23 protein-coding genes are annotated in these 20462 nt (G+C 49.5%); 15 read left to right on the forward strand and 8 right to left on the reverse strand.

Translation table 11 applies throughout. The annotated features are described in order from the left end of the window. Positions 1-19 precede the first annotated feature (19 nt). The 3 genes from mnmH to AR333_RS01850 all read left to right on the forward strand — a co-directional run bounded on the left by mnmH (position 20) and on the right by AR333_RS01850 (position 2202). Positions 20-1096, forward strand: coding sequence for a tRNA 2-selenouridine(34) synthase MnmH (gene mnmH, locus AR333_RS01840; protein WP_068773644.1), 1077 nt, complete (start codon positions 20-22; stop codon positions 1094-1096). 207 nt (positions 1097-1303) lie between these two features. Continuing rightward, on the forward strand, positions 1304-1765 hold the full coding sequence (locus AR333_RS01845; protein WP_068773645.1) for a DUF948 domain-containing protein: 462 nt from the start codon (positions 1304-1306) through the stop codon (positions 1763-1765). Between the two features lie 95 nt (positions 1766-1860). Next, positions 1861-2202: a YtxH domain-containing protein gene (locus AR333_RS01850; protein ID WP_068773646.1), complete on the forward strand. Its 342-nt coding sequence runs from the start codon at positions 1861-1863 to the stop codon at positions 2200-2202. 147 nt (positions 2203-2349) lie between these two features. On the opposite strand, the gene AR333_RS01855 is transcribed toward AR333_RS01850, so the two are convergent. Further along, the gene (locus AR333_RS01855) at positions 2350-3978 is read right to left on the reverse strand and encodes a response regulator (protein WP_068773647.1); all 1629 of its coding nucleotides are present in this window, start codon (positions 3976-3978) and stop codon (positions 2350-2352) included. Continuing rightward, positions 3975-5798: a sensor histidine kinase gene (locus AR333_RS01860; protein ID WP_068773648.1), complete on the reverse strand. Its 1824-nt coding sequence runs from the start codon at positions 5796-5798 to the stop codon at positions 3975-3977. Before AR333_RS01860 ends, AR333_RS01855 begins: the two co-directional genes overlap by 4 nt. 213 nt (positions 5799-6011) lie before the next feature. Between AR333_RS01860 and AR333_RS01865 the strand changes: the two genes are divergently transcribed. From AR333_RS01865 to AR333_RS01885, 4 genes are all read left to right on the forward strand, one after another. Next, complete coding sequence (locus AR333_RS01865; protein WP_068773649.1) at positions 6012-6896, forward strand: carbohydrate ABC transporter permease; 885 nt, start codon at positions 6012-6014, stop codon at positions 6894-6896. Further along, entirely contained in the window at positions 6893-7726 is an 834-nt protein-coding gene (locus tag AR333_RS01870) for a carbohydrate ABC transporter permease (protein WP_068773650.1), read from the forward strand. The genes AR333_RS01865 and AR333_RS01870 overlap by 4 nt, the downstream gene beginning before the upstream one ends. 107 nt (positions 7727-7833) lie before the next feature. Further along, positions 7834-9135 (forward strand): ABC transporter substrate-binding protein, encoded by a 1302-nt coding sequence (locus AR333_RS01875; protein WP_068773651.1) that lies wholly within the window; start codon positions 7834-7836, stop codon positions 9133-9135. 659 nt (positions 9136-9794) lie between these two features. Next, positions 9795-10229, forward strand: a complete 435-nt coding sequence (locus AR333_RS01885; protein ID WP_068773653.1) for a disulfide oxidoreductase — start codon at positions 9795-9797, stop codon at positions 10227-10229. Between the two features lie 226 nt (positions 10230-10455). Here the strand turns inward: AR333_RS01885 and AR333_RS25245 are convergent, their stop codons facing one another. Further along, positions 10456-10836 (reverse strand): hypothetical protein, encoded by a 381-nt coding sequence (locus tag AR333_RS25245; RefSeq protein WP_253735694.1) that lies wholly within the window; start codon positions 10834-10836, stop codon positions 10456-10458. A gap of 19 nt (positions 10837-10855) precedes the next feature. Here AR333_RS25245 and AR333_RS25250 point away from each other — a divergent pair, with 19 nt between their 5' ends. From AR333_RS25250 to AR333_RS01915, 6 genes are all read left to right on the forward strand, one after another. After that, positions 10856-11512, forward strand: a complete 657-nt coding sequence (locus AR333_RS25250) for a polysaccharide deacetylase family protein (protein WP_253735695.1) — start codon at positions 10856-10858, stop codon at positions 11510-11512. A gap of 239 nt (positions 11513-11751) precedes the next feature. After that, positions 11752-12561 (forward strand): glutamate racemase, encoded by an 810-nt coding sequence (racE, locus tag AR333_RS01895; RefSeq protein ID WP_068773655.1) that lies wholly within the window; start codon positions 11752-11754, stop codon positions 12559-12561. A gap of 208 nt (positions 12562-12769) precedes the next feature. Then, positions 12770-13978 (forward strand): M14 family metallopeptidase, encoded by a 1209-nt coding sequence (locus AR333_RS01900; protein ID WP_068773656.1) that lies wholly within the window; start codon positions 12770-12772, stop codon positions 13976-13978. A gap of 102 nt (positions 13979-14080) precedes the next feature. Further along, the gene (locus AR333_RS01905) at positions 14081-14290 is read left to right on the forward strand and encodes a hypothetical protein (protein WP_068773657.1); all 210 of its coding nucleotides are present in this window, start codon (positions 14081-14083) and stop codon (positions 14288-14290) included. Between the two features lie 489 nt (positions 14291-14779). Next, positions 14780-15274, forward strand: coding sequence for a hypothetical protein (locus AR333_RS01910; protein ID WP_068773658.1), 495 nt, complete (start codon positions 14780-14782; stop codon positions 15272-15274). A gap of 337 nt (positions 15275-15611) precedes the next feature. Then, complete coding sequence (locus tag AR333_RS01915; protein WP_172798816.1) at positions 15612-15851, forward strand: hypothetical protein; 240 nt, start codon at positions 15612-15614, stop codon at positions 15849-15851. 219 nt (positions 15852-16070) lie between these two features. Here the strand turns inward: AR333_RS01915 and AR333_RS01920 are convergent, their stop codons facing one another. From AR333_RS01920 to map, 5 genes are all read right to left on the reverse strand, one after another. After that, positions 16071-16265: a hypothetical protein gene (locus AR333_RS01920; RefSeq protein WP_068773660.1), complete on the reverse strand. Its 195-nt coding sequence runs from the start codon at positions 16263-16265 to the stop codon at positions 16071-16073. Positions 16266-16626: 361 nt separating this feature from the next. Further along, a complete protein-coding gene (locus AR333_RS24880) occupies positions 16627-16803 on the reverse strand; it encodes a hypothetical protein (RefSeq protein WP_166541796.1) in 177 nt (58 codons plus the stop codon). 224 nt (positions 16804-17027) lie between these two features. Continuing rightward, positions 17028-17579 (reverse strand): signal peptidase I, encoded by a 552-nt coding sequence (gene lepB / locus AR333_RS01925; protein WP_068773661.1) that lies wholly within the window; start codon positions 17577-17579, stop codon positions 17028-17030. Positions 17580-17722: 143 nt separating this feature from the next. After that, the gene (gene ytvI, locus AR333_RS01930; protein WP_068773662.1) at positions 17723-18829 is read right to left on the reverse strand and encodes a sporulation integral membrane protein YtvI; all 1107 of its coding nucleotides are present in this window, start codon (positions 18827-18829) and stop codon (positions 17723-17725) included. Positions 18830-18860: 31 nt separating this feature from the next. Further along, entirely contained in the window at positions 18861-19607 is a 747-nt protein-coding gene (gene map, locus AR333_RS01935) for a type I methionyl aminopeptidase (RefSeq protein WP_068773663.1), read from the reverse strand. Positions 19608-19926: 319 nt separating this feature from the next. Between map and AR333_RS01940 the strand changes: the two genes are divergently transcribed. Further along, on the forward strand, positions 19927-20229 hold the full coding sequence (locus AR333_RS01940) for a heme biosynthesis protein HemY (RefSeq protein ID WP_068773664.1): 303 nt from the start codon (positions 19927-19929) through the stop codon (positions 20227-20229). After that, positions 20229-20453 (forward strand): DUF1450 domain-containing protein, encoded by a 225-nt coding sequence (locus AR333_RS01945; protein ID WP_068773665.1) that lies wholly within the window; start codon positions 20229-20231, stop codon positions 20451-20453. Before AR333_RS01940 ends, AR333_RS01945 begins: the two co-directional genes overlap by 1 nt. The last annotated feature ends 9 nt before the right edge of the window (positions 20454-20462 follow it).

Consider the following 20462-nt stretch of genomic DNA (forward strand, 5'->3'; position numbering starts at 1 on the left):
CAGAAGGAGTGTAAGACATATGTTTCGAGACATAACCGTAGAACAGCTGCTAGAACTTCAGGAGCAGCGGGGTATTCAGCTTATCGACGTTCGCTCGGAAGGGGAATTCGGAGAATTCACGGTCCCGGGCAGCATGAATATACCGGTTTTTAATAATGAAGAGCGTAAGGAAGTCGGAACGATTTACAAGCAAATCAGTGTCCAGGCCGCCAAAGAGAGAGGGCTGGAGATCTTCTCCGCCAAGCTGCCCGCATTCATGAAGCAGTTCGAGGAAATTCCGGGCCAGAAAGCCGTATTCTGCTGGAGAGGCGGCATGCGGAGCAAGACGGCGGCTACGGTAACCTCCTTGATGGGGATGCAGGTGTACCGGCTTCAGGGCGGAATCCGTTCCTACCGCAAATGGACGGTGGAGCAGCTTGGGATTTTTGATTTCAAACCAGTCTGTGTAGTCATTGGGGGCCCGACCGGCACCGGCAAAACGCACCTGCTCCAGAGGCTGGATGAAGCGGGTTATCCTGTCATAGATTTGGAGAAAATGGCGCAGCACCGGGGATCGATCTTCGGGCAGATCGGGCTGAAGCCGAACAACCAGAAAGCATTCGAATCTCATCTGATTCATAAGCTTCAGGAAGTGAACGCACAGCCGTTTGTCCTTATTGAGGCGGAGAGTAAGCGGGTCGGCAAAGCCGTTATGCCCGAGTTTCTCTATCAAGCGAAGGAGCAGGGAATACCGCTCTTTATTGATATCCCGATTGCGGAAAGAGTCCGTCACATTGTAGAAGATTACGAGCCACAGCTTCACAAAGAAGAATGCGTCGACGCATTCGGTCTTATTGAGAAACGGATTCATTCCCCTATTGCGGCCGATATCAGCCGTTATCTGGCAGCGGATGAATTCGGTAAAGCAGTCGAGCTGATGCTTGAAAATTATTATGATCCCAGATATGAGCATGCCGCGCAAAGTTATACGCAGGAAACGGTTATGCTCAAAGCGGGGGATGAGGAGCAGGCTTTCAGGCTTATTGTAGAGGAACTGCAGAAGCGCTTCCCTGAATACCGCCCTGAACCTAAAGCCGCTTTACTTTCAGCAGAATAAGCGTCCCCTTGCAGCACCCGCACCACCGCTTTTTGAGCGGCGGGCGGGTGTTTCTGCGTTAGAGCAAGTATTTTTTGCAGGAATCTGTGTCAAAAATAGGCGTTCCTGCTTATACTGTATTATTCCCTGGGCATTCGTCTAACCGGGGCGTTAAGCCGCCGCTGATCCAATGCTCCAAGAACATGACATTCGGAGGTGTCCGCTTATATGACGTGGATCGAAATGTCCGCAGCCGGCGCGGTCATCGCTTTCTCGCTGCTGGTCTGGCAGACGATTGTTACGCTCCAGGCCTTACGCCAATCGCTGGAACGGATGGAATCCGCCGTGCTGCAGTCCCGGCACCGGCTGGAGGAGACGGCAGAGCAAGCGGCAGCGCTGATCGCCTCGGCGCGCGAGTTGACCGAGGCTGCAGCGGAGCGGGTGAAGACGGTTCAGGAAGCGTTCTCCGCAGTGGATAAGGTCAGCCGCACGCTTGATGAGGGAGCGGATGCCATCGGCAAGGCCTCCGCGCTCCTGGTCGATTCGGTTCTGCAGGTGCAGCAAGCCGTACATACTCGGCAGAACCGGATCGCAGATGCTGCGGAGTGGGGGGCGGCCGGTATCGGGCTCTGGAGACGCTGGCAGAGCAGCCGGTCCAAAGAGCACTTGTCTGGGAGCGGAGCAGAGTAGTCCGGGAGCAGACGAGGCCGGACTATGCGTAAGAAGCCGGGCACTGGCAGGGGACGAGAATATGGAGAATGATCCTAAAAAAGGAGCGATGCAGGATGGCCAAAACAACAAGAGGGAAAGATCTGATTTACGGAGCGGTATTCGGTAGTGTAGTGGGCGCGGTCACGGCGTTGTTATTTGCGCCCAAATCAGGCAAAGAACTCAGAGCGGACATTGCGCAGCAGGCAGCTCAAGTATCGGAGAAGACGCAGGAAATTGCCCGTACGGTAGGAGAGAAAACGTCCGATCTGGTTGATAAGGCAAAGGAAGCGACGGCGAGCGTCACGGCTGAAGTCCGGTCCTGGAGAGACCGCGGCTGTACGGATGCAGGCAAACTGATCGACGAGGAAATTGCTGCTTCGGAAGCGGCCCAGGATCTTGTCATTGTAGGGAAGTGATAACTTTATACGTGCTATTAAAAAAACCTTCAATTCCACTTTCCCAGTGGTTTTGAAGGTTTTTAAGCATGAATTTTTAAGAAGTCAGGAATAAGAATGGCACTCAAGAAGAATGAGTTGCAAAAGCTTGACTGCATCCCGTCAAGATCATTTCGATAACGGGGCAGCAAGGTGCTGCTTACGGAACATATTGGGTGATACGCCCTCAAGCTTCTTAAAAGCACGGCTGAAGTACTTCTCATCCTGATAGCCTACAGCTTCTGCTATCGAAGTGATCTTAAGCTCGGGATCGGCGAGCAGCAGCTTCGCTTTGTTGATCCGAAGGCGGGTCACGTAGTCGGTGAGAGTTTCACCGAATTCTGTTTTGAACGAGCGCGAAATATGACTTGGACTCAGGTGGAAGGTTTCGGACAGTTTCTCCAGAGGAATCTGCTCCCGGTAGTGCAGCCGGATATATTTCTCGATGCTGCGCATGACAGGATTCCGGTCCCCGCGAAGAAGGAATCCAGCGATTTCCGTGAGAATCCGCTCCATCCGTTTCGTCCAGATGGTCAGATCCGGCTGACCCAGATCATTGAGCGGCAGTCTGAAGGACAAGTCATCCGCTTCGCTCAGCAATTCTTCGCCCTCGTCGTCAACTTCGTTCTCCAGCAGCAGCCGGCTGTGCATGAGCGTGAATTCCTGCCACCACATCTCCAGTTGGCGGATGTGAAGGTAAGGATGCTTACTGGCCTGGCTTTCCCAATCCTCCAGACTGCGCCCGATCTGCACAAGGTCGTTCATACGGACCGCTAAGACAAGCCGGTCCTCATAGGCCGCAAGCGGAGCCTGCAGCATATGAGCGGCCTGCTTACGCAGTTCGTATGGGTGGAGATAGGCGGTCTGATCCCGCATATTGCGCAGCTGAAGGGCTGTCTCTGCCTCATGGAAGGTACGCTGGATGCCGGAAGGGAACGGTTGGACCGTTCCGTAGCCGAGATGAAATTGGCCGCGCAGAGCGGCGTACAGCCCCTCGTTGATCTGCTCCAGCATGGCGCCAGCCTTCTCGAACCGGTCGAAGAATAAGAGAACCGCCTCGTGACGGTGCCAGTGGCGGAAAGCCAAGCCGAGATTTTCCTTGCTCATAAATTCGCTGCATATGTTCGTTACGGCAAAGAGCAGCAGATCCATCGCGCTGGCGAATTTGGCCTGTAATCTCGTATCCAGCGTCTGCAGAGAGACCACGGCTGCAAGCACCTGCTTCTGATCGCTGCCGATGCCGAATTCCCTCTGCAGGGTAGCGGCATGCATCGGGTACTGATCCGGGTCCAGCAGGAGCTGGACGAAGCTCTTGTCTGCGAGCATAGGCCGGTACAGATTGGCTTTGGTCTCGGACTGAAGCCGCTCCGAGCGTTCGTTCTCCTCATCCAGCCAGGCTGCCACGGCTTTACGCACGGCGTCCTCCAGTTCTTCCTCGTCGATGGGCTTAAGCAGGTAATCAAAGCTGCCGAATTGCAGAGCGCTTCGCACATAGGTGAAGTCGTCATAACCGCTAATGACTATCGCTTTACTGCGGATGCCGCTTTCCGCAATCCGGCTGAGCACATCCAGACCGGTCATGCCGGGCATCATGATGTCCGTGAAGACCAGGCCGGGCTTCTCCTGCTGGAGAAGCTCGATGCCTTCCTCGCCTGAGGCGGCTTCATAAACCTCGGTAATGCCGAAGCGGTCCCAGTCTACGAGCAGCCGGATGGTTTCCCGGACATGGGCTTCGTCATCAATAATGAGCGCCTTCATAACTTAGCCTCCACCTCTTCCTGCATAATCGGGATCGTTATTCGCACGTGGAAGCCGCCTGAATCACTGCGCTGCACTTCCATCCGGGACTGTTCCCGGTAATAGAGCTTGAGGCGGGACAGAACGTTCACCAGCCCGATGTGACTGCCCGGAGTACTCATCTCAGCCACGCTGTTTACAAGACTTTCCTGGAGCTCGGTAAGCTCCGTCTCCCCGATGCCGAACCCGTTGTCGGTCACATCAATATGCAGGACATCCCGGCCGGGAGAAGCGAAGCACCGGACAAGCACCTCATTGTCGCTGCGGGCACCGTCGAAGCCATGTTTGAAATAATTTTCGACTAATGGCTGAATGATCATTTTAGGAATGAGAATGCCTTCAAGTCCCGGGTCCAGCTGCATGTCACACTCGAATTGATCTCGGAAGCGCTGCTTCTGAAGCTTGATGTACGAGCGGGCGTAATCCCATTCGCTTTTAAGCGGCACAATCGTCTCCTCGGTTTTCATACTGTAGCGCATCATTTTGCCCAGCGAGGAGATAAGGGAATAAACTTCACGGTCTCCTTTCTGAAGAGAACGGGCAGCGATCGACTGAAGAGCGTTATTAATGAAGTGCGGATTGATCTGCGCTTGCAAAGCCTTGAGCTCATTAGTTTTATTCGCGACTTCCAGCTTATATTCCCTTAAAATCAGTTCGTTGATCGTATGCATCATGGAGCGGAACCGGCGCGCAAGAATACCGAGCTCATCGTCGGCCTTGACACGGATATCCACGTTCATATTGCCGGATTCGATTTTGTTCATATAGCCGATCAGAGCAGAGATCGGAGCCGTCAGGCGGAACGACAAGAAAATCGTCACCAGGGTAGCCAAACCCAGAAAGATGATGCCGACTAGCGTATTGATACCGGTTAGTTCGCGCTGGCTCTCATATAGGACCGAGTCCGGTATCCCTTTGACGAGCAGCCAGGGTCCACCGGGAGCATCTATGGTTTCATAGATGTGAATCCCGTTAAAGGTGCTGTCCTTGGAGCGGAAATAGCCGCGCTGGGAATCCGCAGCGGCGGTTCTCAGTTCACTGAGCCAGGGTGCGCGCGCTTTTTGGCCGTCTATGGGATCCGGGTGGGCTTGGAACATAATCTCCCCGCCGGTTCCGACGATAAAGAGCTCTTCGCTTCCCTGTGAGTAGAGCTCGCTGCTTATATTTGCGATGGTATCGGGAGAAAAATCAATCGACATCGATCCGAGTGGAATGTTGTCCACTACATTATATAGCGCAGCCTGGTAAGTGAAAACGTCCGCTGTCGCATAATTAAAAAAGTATTTTCCGTACGTAGAAGGAATATGTGGCGGAAAAATCTTGCTTTCTCCTTGTTGGAGATCCGGTTTAAACGGCCCTATTCCCTGATCGGTCCGGACAAGCCGGTTATCCGAAAGCAGGTAAGATTTCTGAACCTGCTCTACATATAGGTACACTTGCCGGACATCCGGTGAAGCATAGATAATGGTCTGCATCGAACGGAGAATCTCCTGCTCGGTCAGGAACAAGCGAGGCTCGGAGAAGTTCTGTTCCACACGGTTTTCGAGTATCTCCATTAATTTAGCATTGTGATACAGAAGTTTCAGGTTCTGTTCCATGCTTTTCAAATAAGTCTCCAGGTTCAGTTTTCCTTGGTGGATCAAATTAAGATTATCTCGGATTGCCTTCTCTTCCAGATTGGTCTTCGTATAGAGATGCGAGACAAGAATGGAAGTCGCAATCGGCAGAATGGTCGCCGCTAAGATGAATGCGATCAGTTTATTCCGCAGCCTCGAACGCATCGCAACCCCTCCTTTAATGAGCATAAATAGAGAGTAACACGGGAGCGGTCAAAATGTACACGCAGGTTATGGTTTGTCGCGGGGTGCGCAAAATAGTCCACCAAGGGAGCAATTGAAGAAGTGTTTTCGTAATTCCGGTTGATTTACAATAGCCATATAACGAAAAAACCCTCATATGAAAGCGATTGCATGTTGGGAAGGGGGAGGGAATTCATGTCGGCACGTTCCAAGAAACATGATTGGCTTCAACAATGGGTGTTTGTAGGGCCCGCACTGTTGTTTTTTACGCTGATTGTTGCGGTTCCCTTCATTATGAGTCTGTACTACTCGTTAACCGAGTGGAATGGAGTCAGTAACGGGGTCAAATTTATAGGATTGGATAATTTCAAGCGAATTCTTTTCGATGATGCGGATTTCCGCAATGCTTTCTGGTTTACGATCCGTTTCTCGGTAGCCATGATTATTTTAACGAACGCGGTCGGGTTTATACTGGCTCTGCTGCTTACTCAAGCTTTTAAAACAAGAAATATTCTTCGGACCGTGTTTTTCATGCCGAACGTGATCGGCGGACTGCTGCTCGGCTTTATCTGGCAGTTTATCTTCGTCAAAGGCTTCGCGTCGATCGGAGAGATGACCGGCTGGTCCTTCTTCAATCTTCCTTGGCTGGGCGATGCGCCTACTGCCTTCTGGGGAATCGTCATTGTCTCGGTATGGCAGGGCGCGGGTTACTTGATGGTCATTTATATTGCCGCGCTTGCTAACGTGCCGCGTGATTTGTTTGAAGCCGCCAAAATTGACGGCGCCGGCAAATGGCAGCTGCTCCGCAGTGTCACGATCCCGCTCATTATGCCCGCATTTACCGTCTGTCTGTTCTTGTCGATCTCCTGGGCTTTCAAAATGTTCGATCTGAACTTGTCCTTGACCAAAGGCGGACCGTTCAATTCAACCGAATCGGTAGCCTTGAATATTTATCAGGAGGCATTCCGGAACAACCGGTTAGGTCTGGGTACAGCTAAAGCGCTGGTATTCTTCTTCGTAGTCGCTTTGATTTCCCTCATCCAAGTAAGCATCACCAAGAAGAAGGAGGTGGAGTCATGAGCGGGAGCAAATACAGAACCAGTACTTTTATACTAGAAGCTTTAACGATAATTCTGGGTATTTTATTCCTGGTACCCTTTTACTTTGTAGTGGTTAACTCATTCAAACCGTTTGGCGAGCTTCTGCAAAATACGGCTTCACTGCCCAAAATGTTTAGTCTGGACAATTACTCGCGTGTCATCGATATTATTAATTTTCCGCGAGTCATGGGTAACTCTCTTATTATTACGGTTCTCTCGAACATCGGATTGGTCCTTTTCTCTTCCATGGCCGCTTACCGGTTCGTACGCAAGCCGTCGAAATTGAACAATCTGCTGTTTCTCATATTCGTAGCGGCCATGGTAATTCCGTTCCAATCCATTATGATCCCGCTTGTGAAGGTGGCCAATGAATTCGGATTGATGGACAGCAGACTGGGACTCGTTATCTGTTACTTCGGGTTTGGAGTTTCCCTTAACGTCTTCCTGTTTCATGGTTTTATCAAAAGTATTCCCAAAGAAATCGAAGAATCCGCCACGGTGGATGGCTGCAGCTGGTTCAGCATCTTCTGGCGAATCGTTTTCCCGCTGCTTAAACCGATTGCAGTTACGGTGATTCTTCTGAACAGCTTGTGGATCTGGAACGATTATCTGCTTCCATCGCTCATTCTGACGGACATGAAGCTCCAGACTATCCCGCTTGCCACATACGCATTCTTCGGACAGTATACGAAACAGTGGGATCTGGCCATGGCGGCTCTGACACTCGGTGTCCTGCCGATTATCGTATTCTTCCTTATTCTTCAGAAGCACATTATTGAAGGCATTACAGCGGGCTCGGTCAAAGGCTGAGCATAAGCTGCAAGCAAGTGGCGGTTCCCCCGGTTATCCGGGGTTTACGCATAAAGCATTCTTAAGAAACAGATTCGTTTTGCATAAGAAAAGGGAGGTTATTAGAAATGACCCGAAATAGAAAATGGCTTGCACTTGGATTAACGACAGCACTTGTTGGGGGACTTCTTGCAGGTTGCGGTGATAAAGATGCGGGGACTACTCCTGGTTCAACGGCAGACGGCGGAGATAAGAAGACCGTCAAGCTGAAAATGTTCCAGTTTAAAGTAGAGATTGCTGAAGCACTTACGAAATTGATTGCGGAATATGAGAAAGAAACAGGCGTCAAAATCGAAGTTCAGACGGTAGGCGGCGGTGCGGATTACGGCGCTGCGCTGAAAGCCAAGTTCAACTCCGACGATAAACCGGATATTTTCAACAACGGCGGTAATGCGGATATGGAAGTATGGCAGGAGCACCTCGAAGACTTGTCCGACCAGCCTTGGGTGAAGGATCTGGCACAAGGTGCCGGCGATCCGATGACCAAAGACGGTAAAATCTACGGCATGCCGATCGGTCTTGAAGGCTACGGCTACATTTACAATAAAGATCTGTTCCAGCAGGCCGGTATTACAGAATTACCAAAAACAATCACGCAGTTGGAAGAAGCGGCCAAGAAGCTTCAAGCCAAGAACATTACTCCATTCGTCAACGGCTACGGCGAGTGGTGGGTACTCGGCAACCACTTCGTCAACGTACCGTTTGCTAACCAGGCAGACCCTGACAAGTTTATTAAAGATCTCAATGCGGGTGCAGCCAAAATTCCCGGCAACGCGGCATTCGACAACTGGGTGAAACTGTTCGACCTGACACTGAAATACGGCAACAAAAATCCGCTGCAAACCGACTACAACACGCAGGTAACGGAGTTTGCGACCGGTAAAGCGGCTATGACGCAGCAGGGGAACTGGACACAAGTTCAAATTTCCAAAACCAACCCGAACATCAACATCGGTTTCCTGCCAATGCCGATCTCTGACGATGCGGCAGCTTCCGATAAACTGCTTGTAGGCGTGCCGAACAACTGGGTGGTAAACAAGAATTCCGCGAATAAGGAAGAAGCGAAGAAGTTCCTGAACTGGCTCGTGAATTCCGATATGGGCAAGAAATACATCACCAACGAATTCAAATTCATCCCGGCAGTCAAAACCATTCCGGTTGACGAGAAAGTAGTAGGACCGCTGGCAGCTGACATTATGAAATATGTTAAAGAAGACAAAATTCTTTCCTGGAACTGGTTTAAATTCCCTAGCGGTGAAGCGACTTCCAAGAAGTTCGGTGATATTATGCAGGGCTATGTAGGCAAACAGGTCAACAAAGACCAGATGCTTACCGAATTCCAGAAGACTTGGGATAGCCTGAAGAAATAACGGTATAAGGTTCATCACTATATGATTAATAGCAAAACACCACCTGCAGAAGGATTGGATCAACCATTGGTGATCCGCATGCCTTCCGGGTGGTGTTTTTTTGTCGGAATTAGTCTTGAATCTGCTCAGATTTTGTAAGATAATTATGCTAGTTCTAACAGAAATTGCAATTCATCCAGAATGGAGGCTGCCGGGGCTGACCATCGGTTGTCTGGCTGGCATTTATCCATAGGTGAACCGCTGCTCTGAGAGGTAAGAGCCTCTATTCCGACAGGCGTGTAACCTTGCTTGACATGCCCTGAACTTGCGTGCGGCAGCAGGAAGAAGTTGCGGGCAGCCAAAGAAGATGCGGTGCTAACCGCTCTAAAACTTTTTCCGGAGGTTTCGGCAATCTTCTCTTGTAAGCGCGTACAGGAGGAGGATCTGCTACATGCGTATGAAGGTAGCACCGGATTAGCCCGATCCGGAAGATGAATCGTTCCGACGGGATTCGGTCGGAGGGCAGGATGAGGGGGGAATTTATTCACGATCGGATATTCTCCCTTGCAGGAAGTACAGGGGGAAGAACAGGTTCGTACGCTTACCGTGGACTTCCGGCAATTCTTTTGATTATAATAATACAAGTTCATGCTTGACCCCAAGAGAGGAGCAGTATTCCATTGAAATCGAACTCATTTATCAAAAATAACGCCCTCCATATGGCCTGGGCGGTCTCCCTGGTTGCTACCATCGGCAGCCTGTATTTCTCCGAAATTCTGGAGTATGCGCCTTGCAAGCTTTGCTGGTATCAGCGCATACTGATGTACCCGCTGGTTCTGATTCTCGGAATCGCCGCCGCACGCAAAGACAACAAACAGGTGCTTTATGCGCTGCCATTTTCCGTATGGGGTATGGGGATTTCCCTGTACCACTATCTGATGCAGAAAACGTCGCTGTTTAAAGAAGGAGCGGCCAAGTGCGGCATGGTTCCCTGCGACCAGGATTATATAAACTGGTTAGGGTTTATCACGATCCCGCTGCTGGCCTTCACCGCTTTTACCCTGATTACGATTATACTGGGCCTTTTATGGGCGCAAATGCGCAAGGAAAGATAAGCTTGTCAGCTGACCGAAGTGTCCTGAATTCGATAAGAATTTCAGGGCGCTTTTTTTGTGTGTTCAAAGCAATCACCCGCCCGTGTCAATCCGATTCCGCCGCAGCCTTTTTTAGAGATTAAATGCCGTAGGGATGACGCCGGGATAGGGAGTTTATTTTCTTGTTTTTACATAAATAAACAGGGATTTCCCGGGTTCATGTCGAAATATGGAAGCGGGACACATATTACAGGGAAACTAGGGTGATTTCAATGAATAAGACCGCTTCCGCATCGGCAGTTCTTCTGCTTGCGGTTTCTATTGCTGCCGGCTGTTCCGACACTGCTCCAGGTAAGGATTCAGGGAATACTACCGTCCAATCAACGACTTCCAGCCCATCTGCGGCAGGGACCACAGCACCTGAGCCAATGTCAACGGCACAGTCAAGCACGGAGCCCTCATTGAAACCGGCTCCTCCTGCCAGCACCCCTGCGCCATCCTTATCGCCATCACCATCGGTCAAGCCGTCCCCAGCTCCTTCGGCCAAGCCGACAACGAAACCAACCGCTTCTCCCGACGGAAAAGAACCGGATAAATCACCTCCAAGCCAGATAAAGGGAGCCCGCAAGGCGCTCTCGTGGTATTACATGAAGAAAGCGACCGGCCAGGTGCCGGGTTTTCCGGGTGAAACCAAATCGTTTACGGATAAGCAGAAGGCCGTCTGGGTCGGTCAAGGCAAGAAAGTGTACCTGACGATTGATAACGGCGGGGATATGGGAGATACCGCGAAGCTTCTGAAGACTTTGAAAGATAATCAGGTCAAGGCGAGCTTTTTCATTCTGGGAAGCAACGTCAAGAAATACCCGGATTTTATTCGTCAATTACTGGCTGACGGGCACCTTGTCGCCAATCATACGATGACCCACCGGGATATGAATACATTGACGGATGAACAGGTCCGCAAAGAAATAACGGATTTTGAGAATTTGTATAAAAATGTGACCGGACAGAAAGTGACGAACTACTTCCGTTTTCCTTACGGCAAATACAGCCCGCATCTGTTGAATCTGGTGTCGGATATGGGTTACACGTCCGTGTTCTGGTCGACAGCCATGAGGGATTGGGAGCCTCGTAAGAATGGGGCGGAAGATCCTTATAATGATATAATGGGCAACCTGCATCCGGGTAATGTCATTCTCATGCATCAAGGCTCCAAAGAGAATATAGAGGCGCTCGACAGAATTTTGAAAGATATTAAGAAAGCGGGTTACAGCTTCGGCCTGGTTAATGAAATCAAGCCGTAAGCCGCCCGTTTTTCATGATCGGTCTGCTGGATATATGCCCTGCCATGCGCCTCTTTGCCGCGCCATTCCTAGGATTCAGCTGCGGGCAGCATTATCCGCTGAAGCTGCTTTCGTTGGCACCAGGCTTGAAATTTGGTATGATACCTAGGTACATTCCGGCATTGGAGATCATATTCTATCCATGTATTTAGGAGTGTATTGAAGAGTAACCAATTCACTGGCAAAGGAAGCGTGTATGTGTGCAGCAAGCGATAGCCATCCTAGACTCCGGCGTTGGAGGTTTAACCGTTGTAAAAGAAGTAATGCGACAGCTTCCACAGGAGAAAATCATTTATTTCGGCGATACGGCGCGGACTCCATACGGTCCCCGGGACGCTGAAGAAGTTAAGCTGTTTACAAACCAGATTGTGGATTATCTGATACAATTTCAACCTAAAATGATCGTAATTGCATGCAATACCGCGACGGCAGTGGCGCTGGACGATATCCGCAACCGGCTGGATATACCGGTACTCGGCGTTATTTCACCGGGGGCAAGGGCTGCGATCAAATCGACGCGCAGCGGCATAGTCGGAGTCATCGGTACCGACGGCACTATCCGGAGCAATGCTTACGAACTGGCGCTCAAAACGATTTCGCCTACCATTCAGGTGCATTCCCAGGCTTGTCCGCAGCTTGTACCGCTGGTGGAACAGGGAATCTATAATTCTCCCGAAGCGCTGGAAACTGTCCGGGAATCTCTCAGTCCTCTGCTTAATAAGCCGATAGATTGCTTAATTCTGGGTTGTACCCACTATCCATTCCTGACCCAGGCGATTACAGAGGTTGTCAGCCCGGATGTTACTCTGCTGTCCTCTGCCGATGAAACAGCACGGGAAGTCAGTACGATTCTATATCACCAGGGGATGCTGGCTTCAGCGGACGAAGTTCCGGTTCATCAATTTTTCTGCAGCGGAGATGCTGAAATTTTTCATAAAATAACTGAATCATGGCTTCATGAACAGCTTTCCGGAATGCTGGTTGTCTGGCAGGTTCCGACTTTTATATGAGCTGTGCTCGATAAGCAAAAGAACAGGACCGGGTTTCCCGTCTGAGAATCCAAGTGATCTTAGCGGGAAGCGCCGGTTCTTCTGCATGGGCAGGGACATGAAGCGCCGCCGTGCCGCATAGACTTATACTCACAACTTGATGCAGGGAAGCGGCAGGACGGGGCCTCAAGTCCGCTAATTTCTCTGCAGCTTGAGGAGGTGCTTGCATTTGTCATTCCGGCATGTTGTCCAGGAAGGGGAGACCCTGCAGCGAATTGCCAGGTTCTATGCGGTCAGTCTGCTCTCTCTAACCGTTGTCAATCCTCAACTGTCACCGGATGAATACGTTGTTCCCGGCCAGGTTATCCTCATACCACCCCGGCTGGATCATCAATATATAACGCAGTCCGGCGATACTTGGGAGAAGGTATCTCAGCGGTTTGGTATGACAGTCCAGGAGCTGCAGGATGCAAATTCATGGCTGGACACCATACATCTTAGAACAGGCGTTACGATTGATTTGCCGCCCGCAGGAAGCTTGGCGCTCGTCCGCACGGATCAGGAATACGGGTACTCAGAATTGCTGACAGATTTGGATAAGCTGAAGGAACGGTATCCTTTTCTGAAGGAGGTTTGCATTGGAACCAGCGTGTTAGGCCGTAAAATCCCTGCTGTGCGCATCGGCGGCGGTCCGAGAGAAATACATGTGAATGCATCCTTTCATGCCAATGAGTGGATGACTTCCCTGCTGGCAATGAAGTTTCTGGAGGAATATGCCGGGGCTATTGACGGGGATGGGACACTGTGGGGGGTTAGTGCACGGAAGCTGCTGAGCGAGACGAGCTTATGGGTGGTGCCGATGGTCAATCCGGACGGGGTGGAGCTCGTGCTGGGCGGTATATACCCCGCCCACCCCAGGTGCGAGCAGCTTTACGAGTGGAACGGAGGTTCCTTTGATTTCCGCCGGTGGAAGGCTAACGTGAACGGCGTTGACTTGAACGACCAATTCCCGGCACATTGGGAAGACGAACGGGAGCGCCGCGCAGTGGCAGGACCGGGTCCGCGCGATTATACCGGCGAGGGCCCCTTGACTGAACCTGAAGCGCAGGCTATCGCCTCCTTCACGCGCAGCCGTAATTTTGCTTGTGTCGTGGCTCTTCATACCCAGGGCCGCGAGATTTACTGGAATTACAGGGATTACGAACCGGAGGATGCTGAGTTTATCGCCCTGCAGCTGTCGCTTGCAAGCGGCTATAAGAGCGTGAAGCTGAGTGGAAGCGATGCGGGGTATAAGGACTGGTTTATCCAGGAGTTCAGGCGGCCAGGGTTTACCATTGAGTCGGGTATGGGATTGAATCCGCTTCCTCTCAGCCAATTTCCTTATCTGTATGAAGAAACAGCCCGGCTGCTAGTGAAGGCACTGACCTTACCTTTGTAATCGACCCCGGCCGGTTCCCTGGCGAATGTGTCGTGACAAACGTCCAATCTGAGGCGGGCCCTTCCCCATATACTAAATCAGTTGATGGGGGAGGGATTCGTTATGGCGGGCAAGGGCGGCAAACCAGGCAAGAAGAAAAAGGATTTACCATCGGGCAGAGAGCAGTACACAATGAGAATCGTGGAATCATCTATCTGTGCGGTATGCAAACAGCAGTGTCTCAGGGGAATCAGGTACATGGAACGTATGTCCCAACCCGGTTCTTTGGGCAAGGGAGTGCCGTGTATTCTGACAAGGAGAAAAGTAACGTAAATTTCTTTCTCGCCGGTTGTTCCTGAGAAGGGGTACGAAAAAGCCCGGGACTCACATAAGAGTCCGGGCTTTTTACTGTCTTAAATAGAAATTTAACATTTTAATGTAATAATAAAGAGAGGGACCTCCTGAAACAGAGAAAGTGTTACGAAACAATAAGTATAAGCTGTAAATAATGAAGAATATAACCGACAAGATCAAGCGAAACTAAGAATATTATTTATTTTTTTTAAGAGAGTTCAGAATTTACAGTTTTAAGGAAGGGTGGAGAGAGTGTGTGGATCAGAAGATCCAGTCAGGGCCTGACCTTACATTTATAGACAAATTACAGACCGGCAAAAAGGAAGAAATTACAACTGACATTTATCTGTATGAAATTGCATTTTAATGGTAAAATAGAATGTATACCGACATACATATAACATTTTGAAGTTTATTAAGATTTGTTTTATGATTAGAGTAGAAAAAAAACTCACTAGGAGGAATAATATGTCCGGAATTTTGCCACTCGACCAGTTCAAAGAGCTAGAACGTGAAGAACAAGTACGTTTGATTAATCAATGGAAAGAAGATTACTCTGTAGGTGAAATTACTGCAGCGTGGAAACTTAACAATGCGGCAACCTATTATACGATTCTGAAGAAGCTCAACATTTATAATGATACAGTCAGAACTTCGAACAAGTTTATGGGTTTTACGAATTATCGTCCGCAGGGACGCCCTATGGAGCGTCAGGTAGAATCTATGGATATGCGCCGGATGCCGGATCCTATGCAAGAGGGCAACCGTCCGTCCGTATCTGCTCCTTCTATACCTGTATCGGATACGTTCCGCTACAACGTCAATGGAACTTACCCGGCTGAGGAGGTCGCTCAGATTCTGGAGAGACTTAGTCTTTTCTTAAAAGTCCGCAATGTGCCCGCTAATATTGATCTGACTCTTCGTTTTGGCGAGTCGGATACTAACACGTATAACGGAGAATAGGAACGGGGAGATTCCTCTCTGAATGACCCGGCAGAAATACCCGACTGTCCCAATCAACTTAGACTTTTTTCTGCGCGGCAGTTGATCGTCTACAAATGATTACCGGAGCACCCGCATGCATGCGGGTGCTTTGTTTTTTACAGCCGTATTCGGGTAAAGATACAAGAGGCCTGTCAAGTTCATCCCTCAGCCGAGATAGAGATTCATTTCGGTTGAAACGGAGCCGGCTTTGTTACGTATGAAGTAGCGGCAGGTACGGATGCACGAAAGTTGAAGTTAAAGCTGTATCCGGTTCGAGCCGAAAGAGATCAGATCGTATATCCGTCCCGAAGGAGGGATTCCCTTGAAAAAACTGCTGTCCCTGCGGCATTGGAGTCATTTATTTAAACGGGCGGGCAGACTGCTTATGTCGCCTGGAGTTCCGCTTACGAGCAAGCTGCTGTATTTGGTCCCGGTGCTGCTTTATTGGGTTCTGCCGGACGTTCTTCCGTTTATGCCCATTGATGATATAGCCGTTACCATGTTCCTGACCAATGCCTTTACCAAATGGATGGAGAATAAATATCCGCAGGCCTAAGGAATAGGGGGGTTAGTCGGTCCTCTAACTTATCAAGGATAGCGCGTTAGAACTTGGGTGAATTCAACTGCCTTAATCGCGTCGTCCTTAAATTAATTCCAAACGCCTGACCCTCAGTACAGCCGGGAGTCAGGCGTTTGTTTTGCTATCCCGTATTTTCCAAAGGGCAGAAGCGGAAGATTACCGGATAAATTCAGGAATTCTTATGGAGTTAAAAGATCAATGTTGACCGTTATGAATGGAGCATTTGTTTTCAATAAAAGATATTTGATTTTCGATCCGGTTTACTTTTTCCTTGTCCTCCGTTGAGTCAGACGCCGTGCTAATTCTCAGATCTTGTAATTCTTCTTTAAGCTGATGCAAATCCAGGCCGGCGTTGGCGCAGTCATAACTGCTTTCCAGGTTTTCAATCATTCCCAAACCTCCCAGCAAAGTGGTATTGAGCGTACAAACGCCTATCATTTTCCTTTGCCGCTGCTGTTTTTACGGTCAGAGGTGCGGGTGGTTGTATTCTGACGGCCATGACCCTGCTGCTTGTGAGACATGTGAGTTCACCCCCTCGTCATCCGGATAGGTTGTTCATTACGTTTCTTAGTATGGTGTCGGCGCTGGTTTCTATTCAAAATTGCCGCGGACCGGAATTCGCTCTCGCACCGGTTTGCCTGTGCCTGCTGCAGACTGTTCGCCTCCTCCAGGGAAGAGCTGGAGCATGCAAAAAAGACCTTGAGGAGGGGACTAGGCCCTTTTCAAGGTCTTGCTTATGATCCGTGCGGTCTTATGAGAACCGGGTTAACAAACGATCTTCCAGGCTCTTCTTCACCTTTTTGACCGCTTCAGTCTCTACTTGATGATTGGAATGGAATTTCTCGCCGGAAAGCGCCATCGCTTCTTTCACGGTCATTTCAATGAGGATGGTTTCCTCGCCTTGCGGTATTTGAAGATTGGAATTCATGTTCTTCACTCCTCTTATTAGGTAAGGTAGGGGTGCGACTATCGGTATGTCGGAAGCTATGAATTCTTGCAGGGTATTAACGTGAAACCCTTATTCTATCGCCCTTTTAATATAACATATCATGTGAGGTCATACAATAGGTTGTGACCGTTTTGTGAATAAAAAATAGAGCCGTGCAGACATTATCTGTGGCTCCGTTTCTTGTGTATAGGTTATGAGGGCGTTCAGTTGATTTTAATTCCCAGCACATGGTCAAGCGGCACGGGACCGATATCGCGGCTGTCTTTAGAATTGTTCCGGTTGTCTCCCATCACAAAAACGTGTCCGCCCGGAACGATGACGGTTTCTGCGGATTGATAGCTCATAACTCCGTTCACGTAAGGTTCTTCCAGCGGCTCGCCGTTGCGGTACACCTTGTTATTCTTGAATTCCAGTGTGTCGCCCGCTTTACCGATGACTCTTTTCACATACAAGTTATCGTCGATTTCTCCGCTGAGCAGTGTGAAGAACGGGTGCTCCAGAATGTCGTCTTTGAGCGTACGCTCCCGCTGTACACGGCTGTCGATAATCACGATGTCCCCGTAATCCGGCTCGCGCCCCAGCGTATGAGATAGCTTGGACACATAAATGCGTTGATTATCGGCTAGTGTCGGGTCCATGGAATGTCCAAGCACCTTGGTGGGCTGAATTCCGAAAATACCGATCAATAGGGCAATAGCAAAGGCCATTCCAAGCGACAATGCCCAGCCTCCGATTTCTTTTGCGACTTTGTTCATATTGGTACATGCCTCCCATTTTTAACAATCACTCTCACTTTTGTAGTATATCACGATCCATATGGCCTGCACAAAAAAAGGCCAGCTCCGGATATCGGGCTGGCCTGAGCCGGGCAAGAGGCCCAGCCGGCTTCTTGCTTGTGCTAGTATTCGTTCTCGGGTGAGCGGATCCATTTACGCAAATACCCTTGATCGTAGAGAGCTTTGATGAGAATGATCAGGATAGGGGAAAGGATGACTCCGGCTACACCGAATAGAGATAATGATATGATCATGAAGGATAGCATTGTAAACGCGGAGACGCCAAGAGATTCCCCGGTAATTTTGGGCTCCAGTATTTGTCTCACAAGTACGGTGACACCTAGAATAACCGTAAGCCAGATCGCTGTTACCGTACTTCCGGCAATAAAGTGATAGGCTATCCACGGCACGAATAGCGCGGATACGCCAAGCAGCGGCAGCACATCGAAGAAAGCAGCCAGCAGCGCGATCGTGAATGCGTTATTCACACCGAGAATCATAAGTGAAACCAGAATCATCACGAAGGTAATGGAAATTAGAATGGCTTGAGATTTTAAATAAGATACAATTCCTTTAATTACGTTTACTCTTAGGAAATCATACGCTTTTACGAATGTCTTAGGCGTTTTTTCCCTTGCGGTCCGTTTCCACCAGTTAATTTCGAGACTCAGGAAGAACGCCAGAATGATGCCGGCTACGAAATTGATCATCATGCTGGAGAATGAAGACACCAGACCCGTAATCCCCGTCGTCAAGAAATGGAGCAGCGTCTGCAGGAAATTTGTAGCAAAGTTAGTCGCCTTGGCTGCCATTTGATTGGCGATTTCCCTTGTTTTATCGATCACATCCGGAGGTAATGCCGCAATACTGTTCTGAAGATCAGCGGTCCGTTTTGTAATTTGTTCTTGCAGAAGCTGGGTGTATTTAGGCAGAACGCTCAGTAAATTATCCAGTTGGGTTGTGAACAGATAACCGGCTCCTGTAAATACGGCAAGGACAATTAAAATGAAGAGCAGGGTAGATATCGTTGTAGCCAGCATTTTCTTGAGGCCTTTCCGGTTCAGGAAGCGGGCCAGCGGTTCGATCATCATGAAGATGACGAACGCCCAGAAGATGGGCGTCGCTATACGGTACATGAAACTGAACAGTTTCATAAACAGGAAGACCGTCAGCACAATAAGTGCGATATCTAAGATGGTCTTGTAGTACCGTTTGTAGAACGAGATCATAGCATTCCTCCGTATCCGATTTGAACGCTGCCTATTGGGCTGTCAGAATCAATGGCCCGTCACTTGTAATCGCGAGCGTGTGCTCATATTGAGCGGATAAGCTGCCGTCCACCGTGCGCGCTGTCCATCCGTCAAGATCTACGGTGGCAAAATACATGCCCGTGTTCAGCATCGGCTCGATCGTCAGCACCATGCCTTCTTTGAGCCGTGTGCCGCGTCCCGCAGGCCCGTAGTGAGGCACCTGAGGCTCCTCATGCATCTTCTGTCCAATTCCGTGACCGGTGAAATCGCGGACCACAGAATAGCCCTTGGCTTCGGCAAATGCTTGAATAGCATGGGCAATGTCGCCGATCCGGTTGCCGACGACCGCCTGCTCGATCCCTTTGTAGAGCGACTCCTTGGTATCTTTGAGCAGATTGCCGGCTTCCTCCGTAACCGTGCCGACGGCATAGGACCAGGCCGAATCGGCCAGCCAGCCGTCCAGATTGACGACCATGTCGATGGTTACGATATCCCCGTTGTTAAGAGGTTCTTTCTTAGGGAAACCATGGCAAATGACGTCATTGACGGAGGCGCAAGTGGCATAGGGATAGCCGTTGTACCCCTTTTGTTCAGGTGTTGCACCGTTCTTAAGCATAAACTCTTCGGCGAACTGGTCAATCTCCCAAGTGGTAATGCCCGGGCGGATCATTGTAGCGATTTCCCGGTGGCATGCGGCCAGCAGCTTGCCCGCGGCATGCATTTTGTTGATTTCGTCTTTAGTTTTGATGGTTACCATACTCATCACATCTCCTCTGCCGATTTGAATGTCTATTTAAACCTATGACTTTTCGGCAGCTTCTAGTTTCTTTTCTGTGCAAAAGTGTGCTGTTCCGAAGACATAATCTGTTACCTGTCAAATAAAGTCTACCACTAATAGTATAAAATAATGAGACAAATTTCAAATGGGGCGGCGGTTTCTTTTTTGCGAAATTGCAGCTTCCTAATCAGTATAATCAGGCTCTTCCTGTACGCCTTGGAGTGTTAATGTTGATTTCAGGCGGCGGTTTCTTTACAATATAGATTAAAAGAATTTATACTTTTCAGGAGATGTGACTATGAACGTCAAAATTACTCGCAACGCAGCAAAAGTTTTGAAAATGGAACTGGAGAAAGAAGAGAACGCAGGTCTTCTTGTCCGTGTTCAAATCAGTCATAATCATGGAGATCATGCTCACTACGCGTTAGGACTTGATACACAGACGGACAACGACGTTGTCGTCAAGACCGATAAAGAAATCGATGTACTGCTGGATAAGAATGAGCCTCTGCTCGACGGAATCCGTATTGATTATTTCTATATGCCTCAAGAAGGATTCATGATTACGAATCCGAGCAAAGGTAACCACGGAGACCATTAATGGCTAACGATATCCGTATTTGTGAGAAATGCAGGCATATGCAAGTGAAGTCCGCGGTTTCCAAACTAAAAAAGCTGGTTTCTTCGGAAGAAGAGATTAAGATCGGCTGCAAGTCTTATTGCGGACCCTGCAAGCGTTACGCTTTTGTATTCGTAAACGGGCGTTACATAAAGGCTCCTTCTGAAGACGAAGCTATCGAATTAGCCAAGAAGCATCTTAAATAATGAAAAGTG

Source organism: Paenibacillus sp. FJAT-26967 (genome assembly GCF_001541095.1).
In the GTDB taxonomy this organism is placed as follows: Bacteria; Bacillota; Bacilli; order Paenibacillales; family NBRC-103111; genus Paenibacillus_F.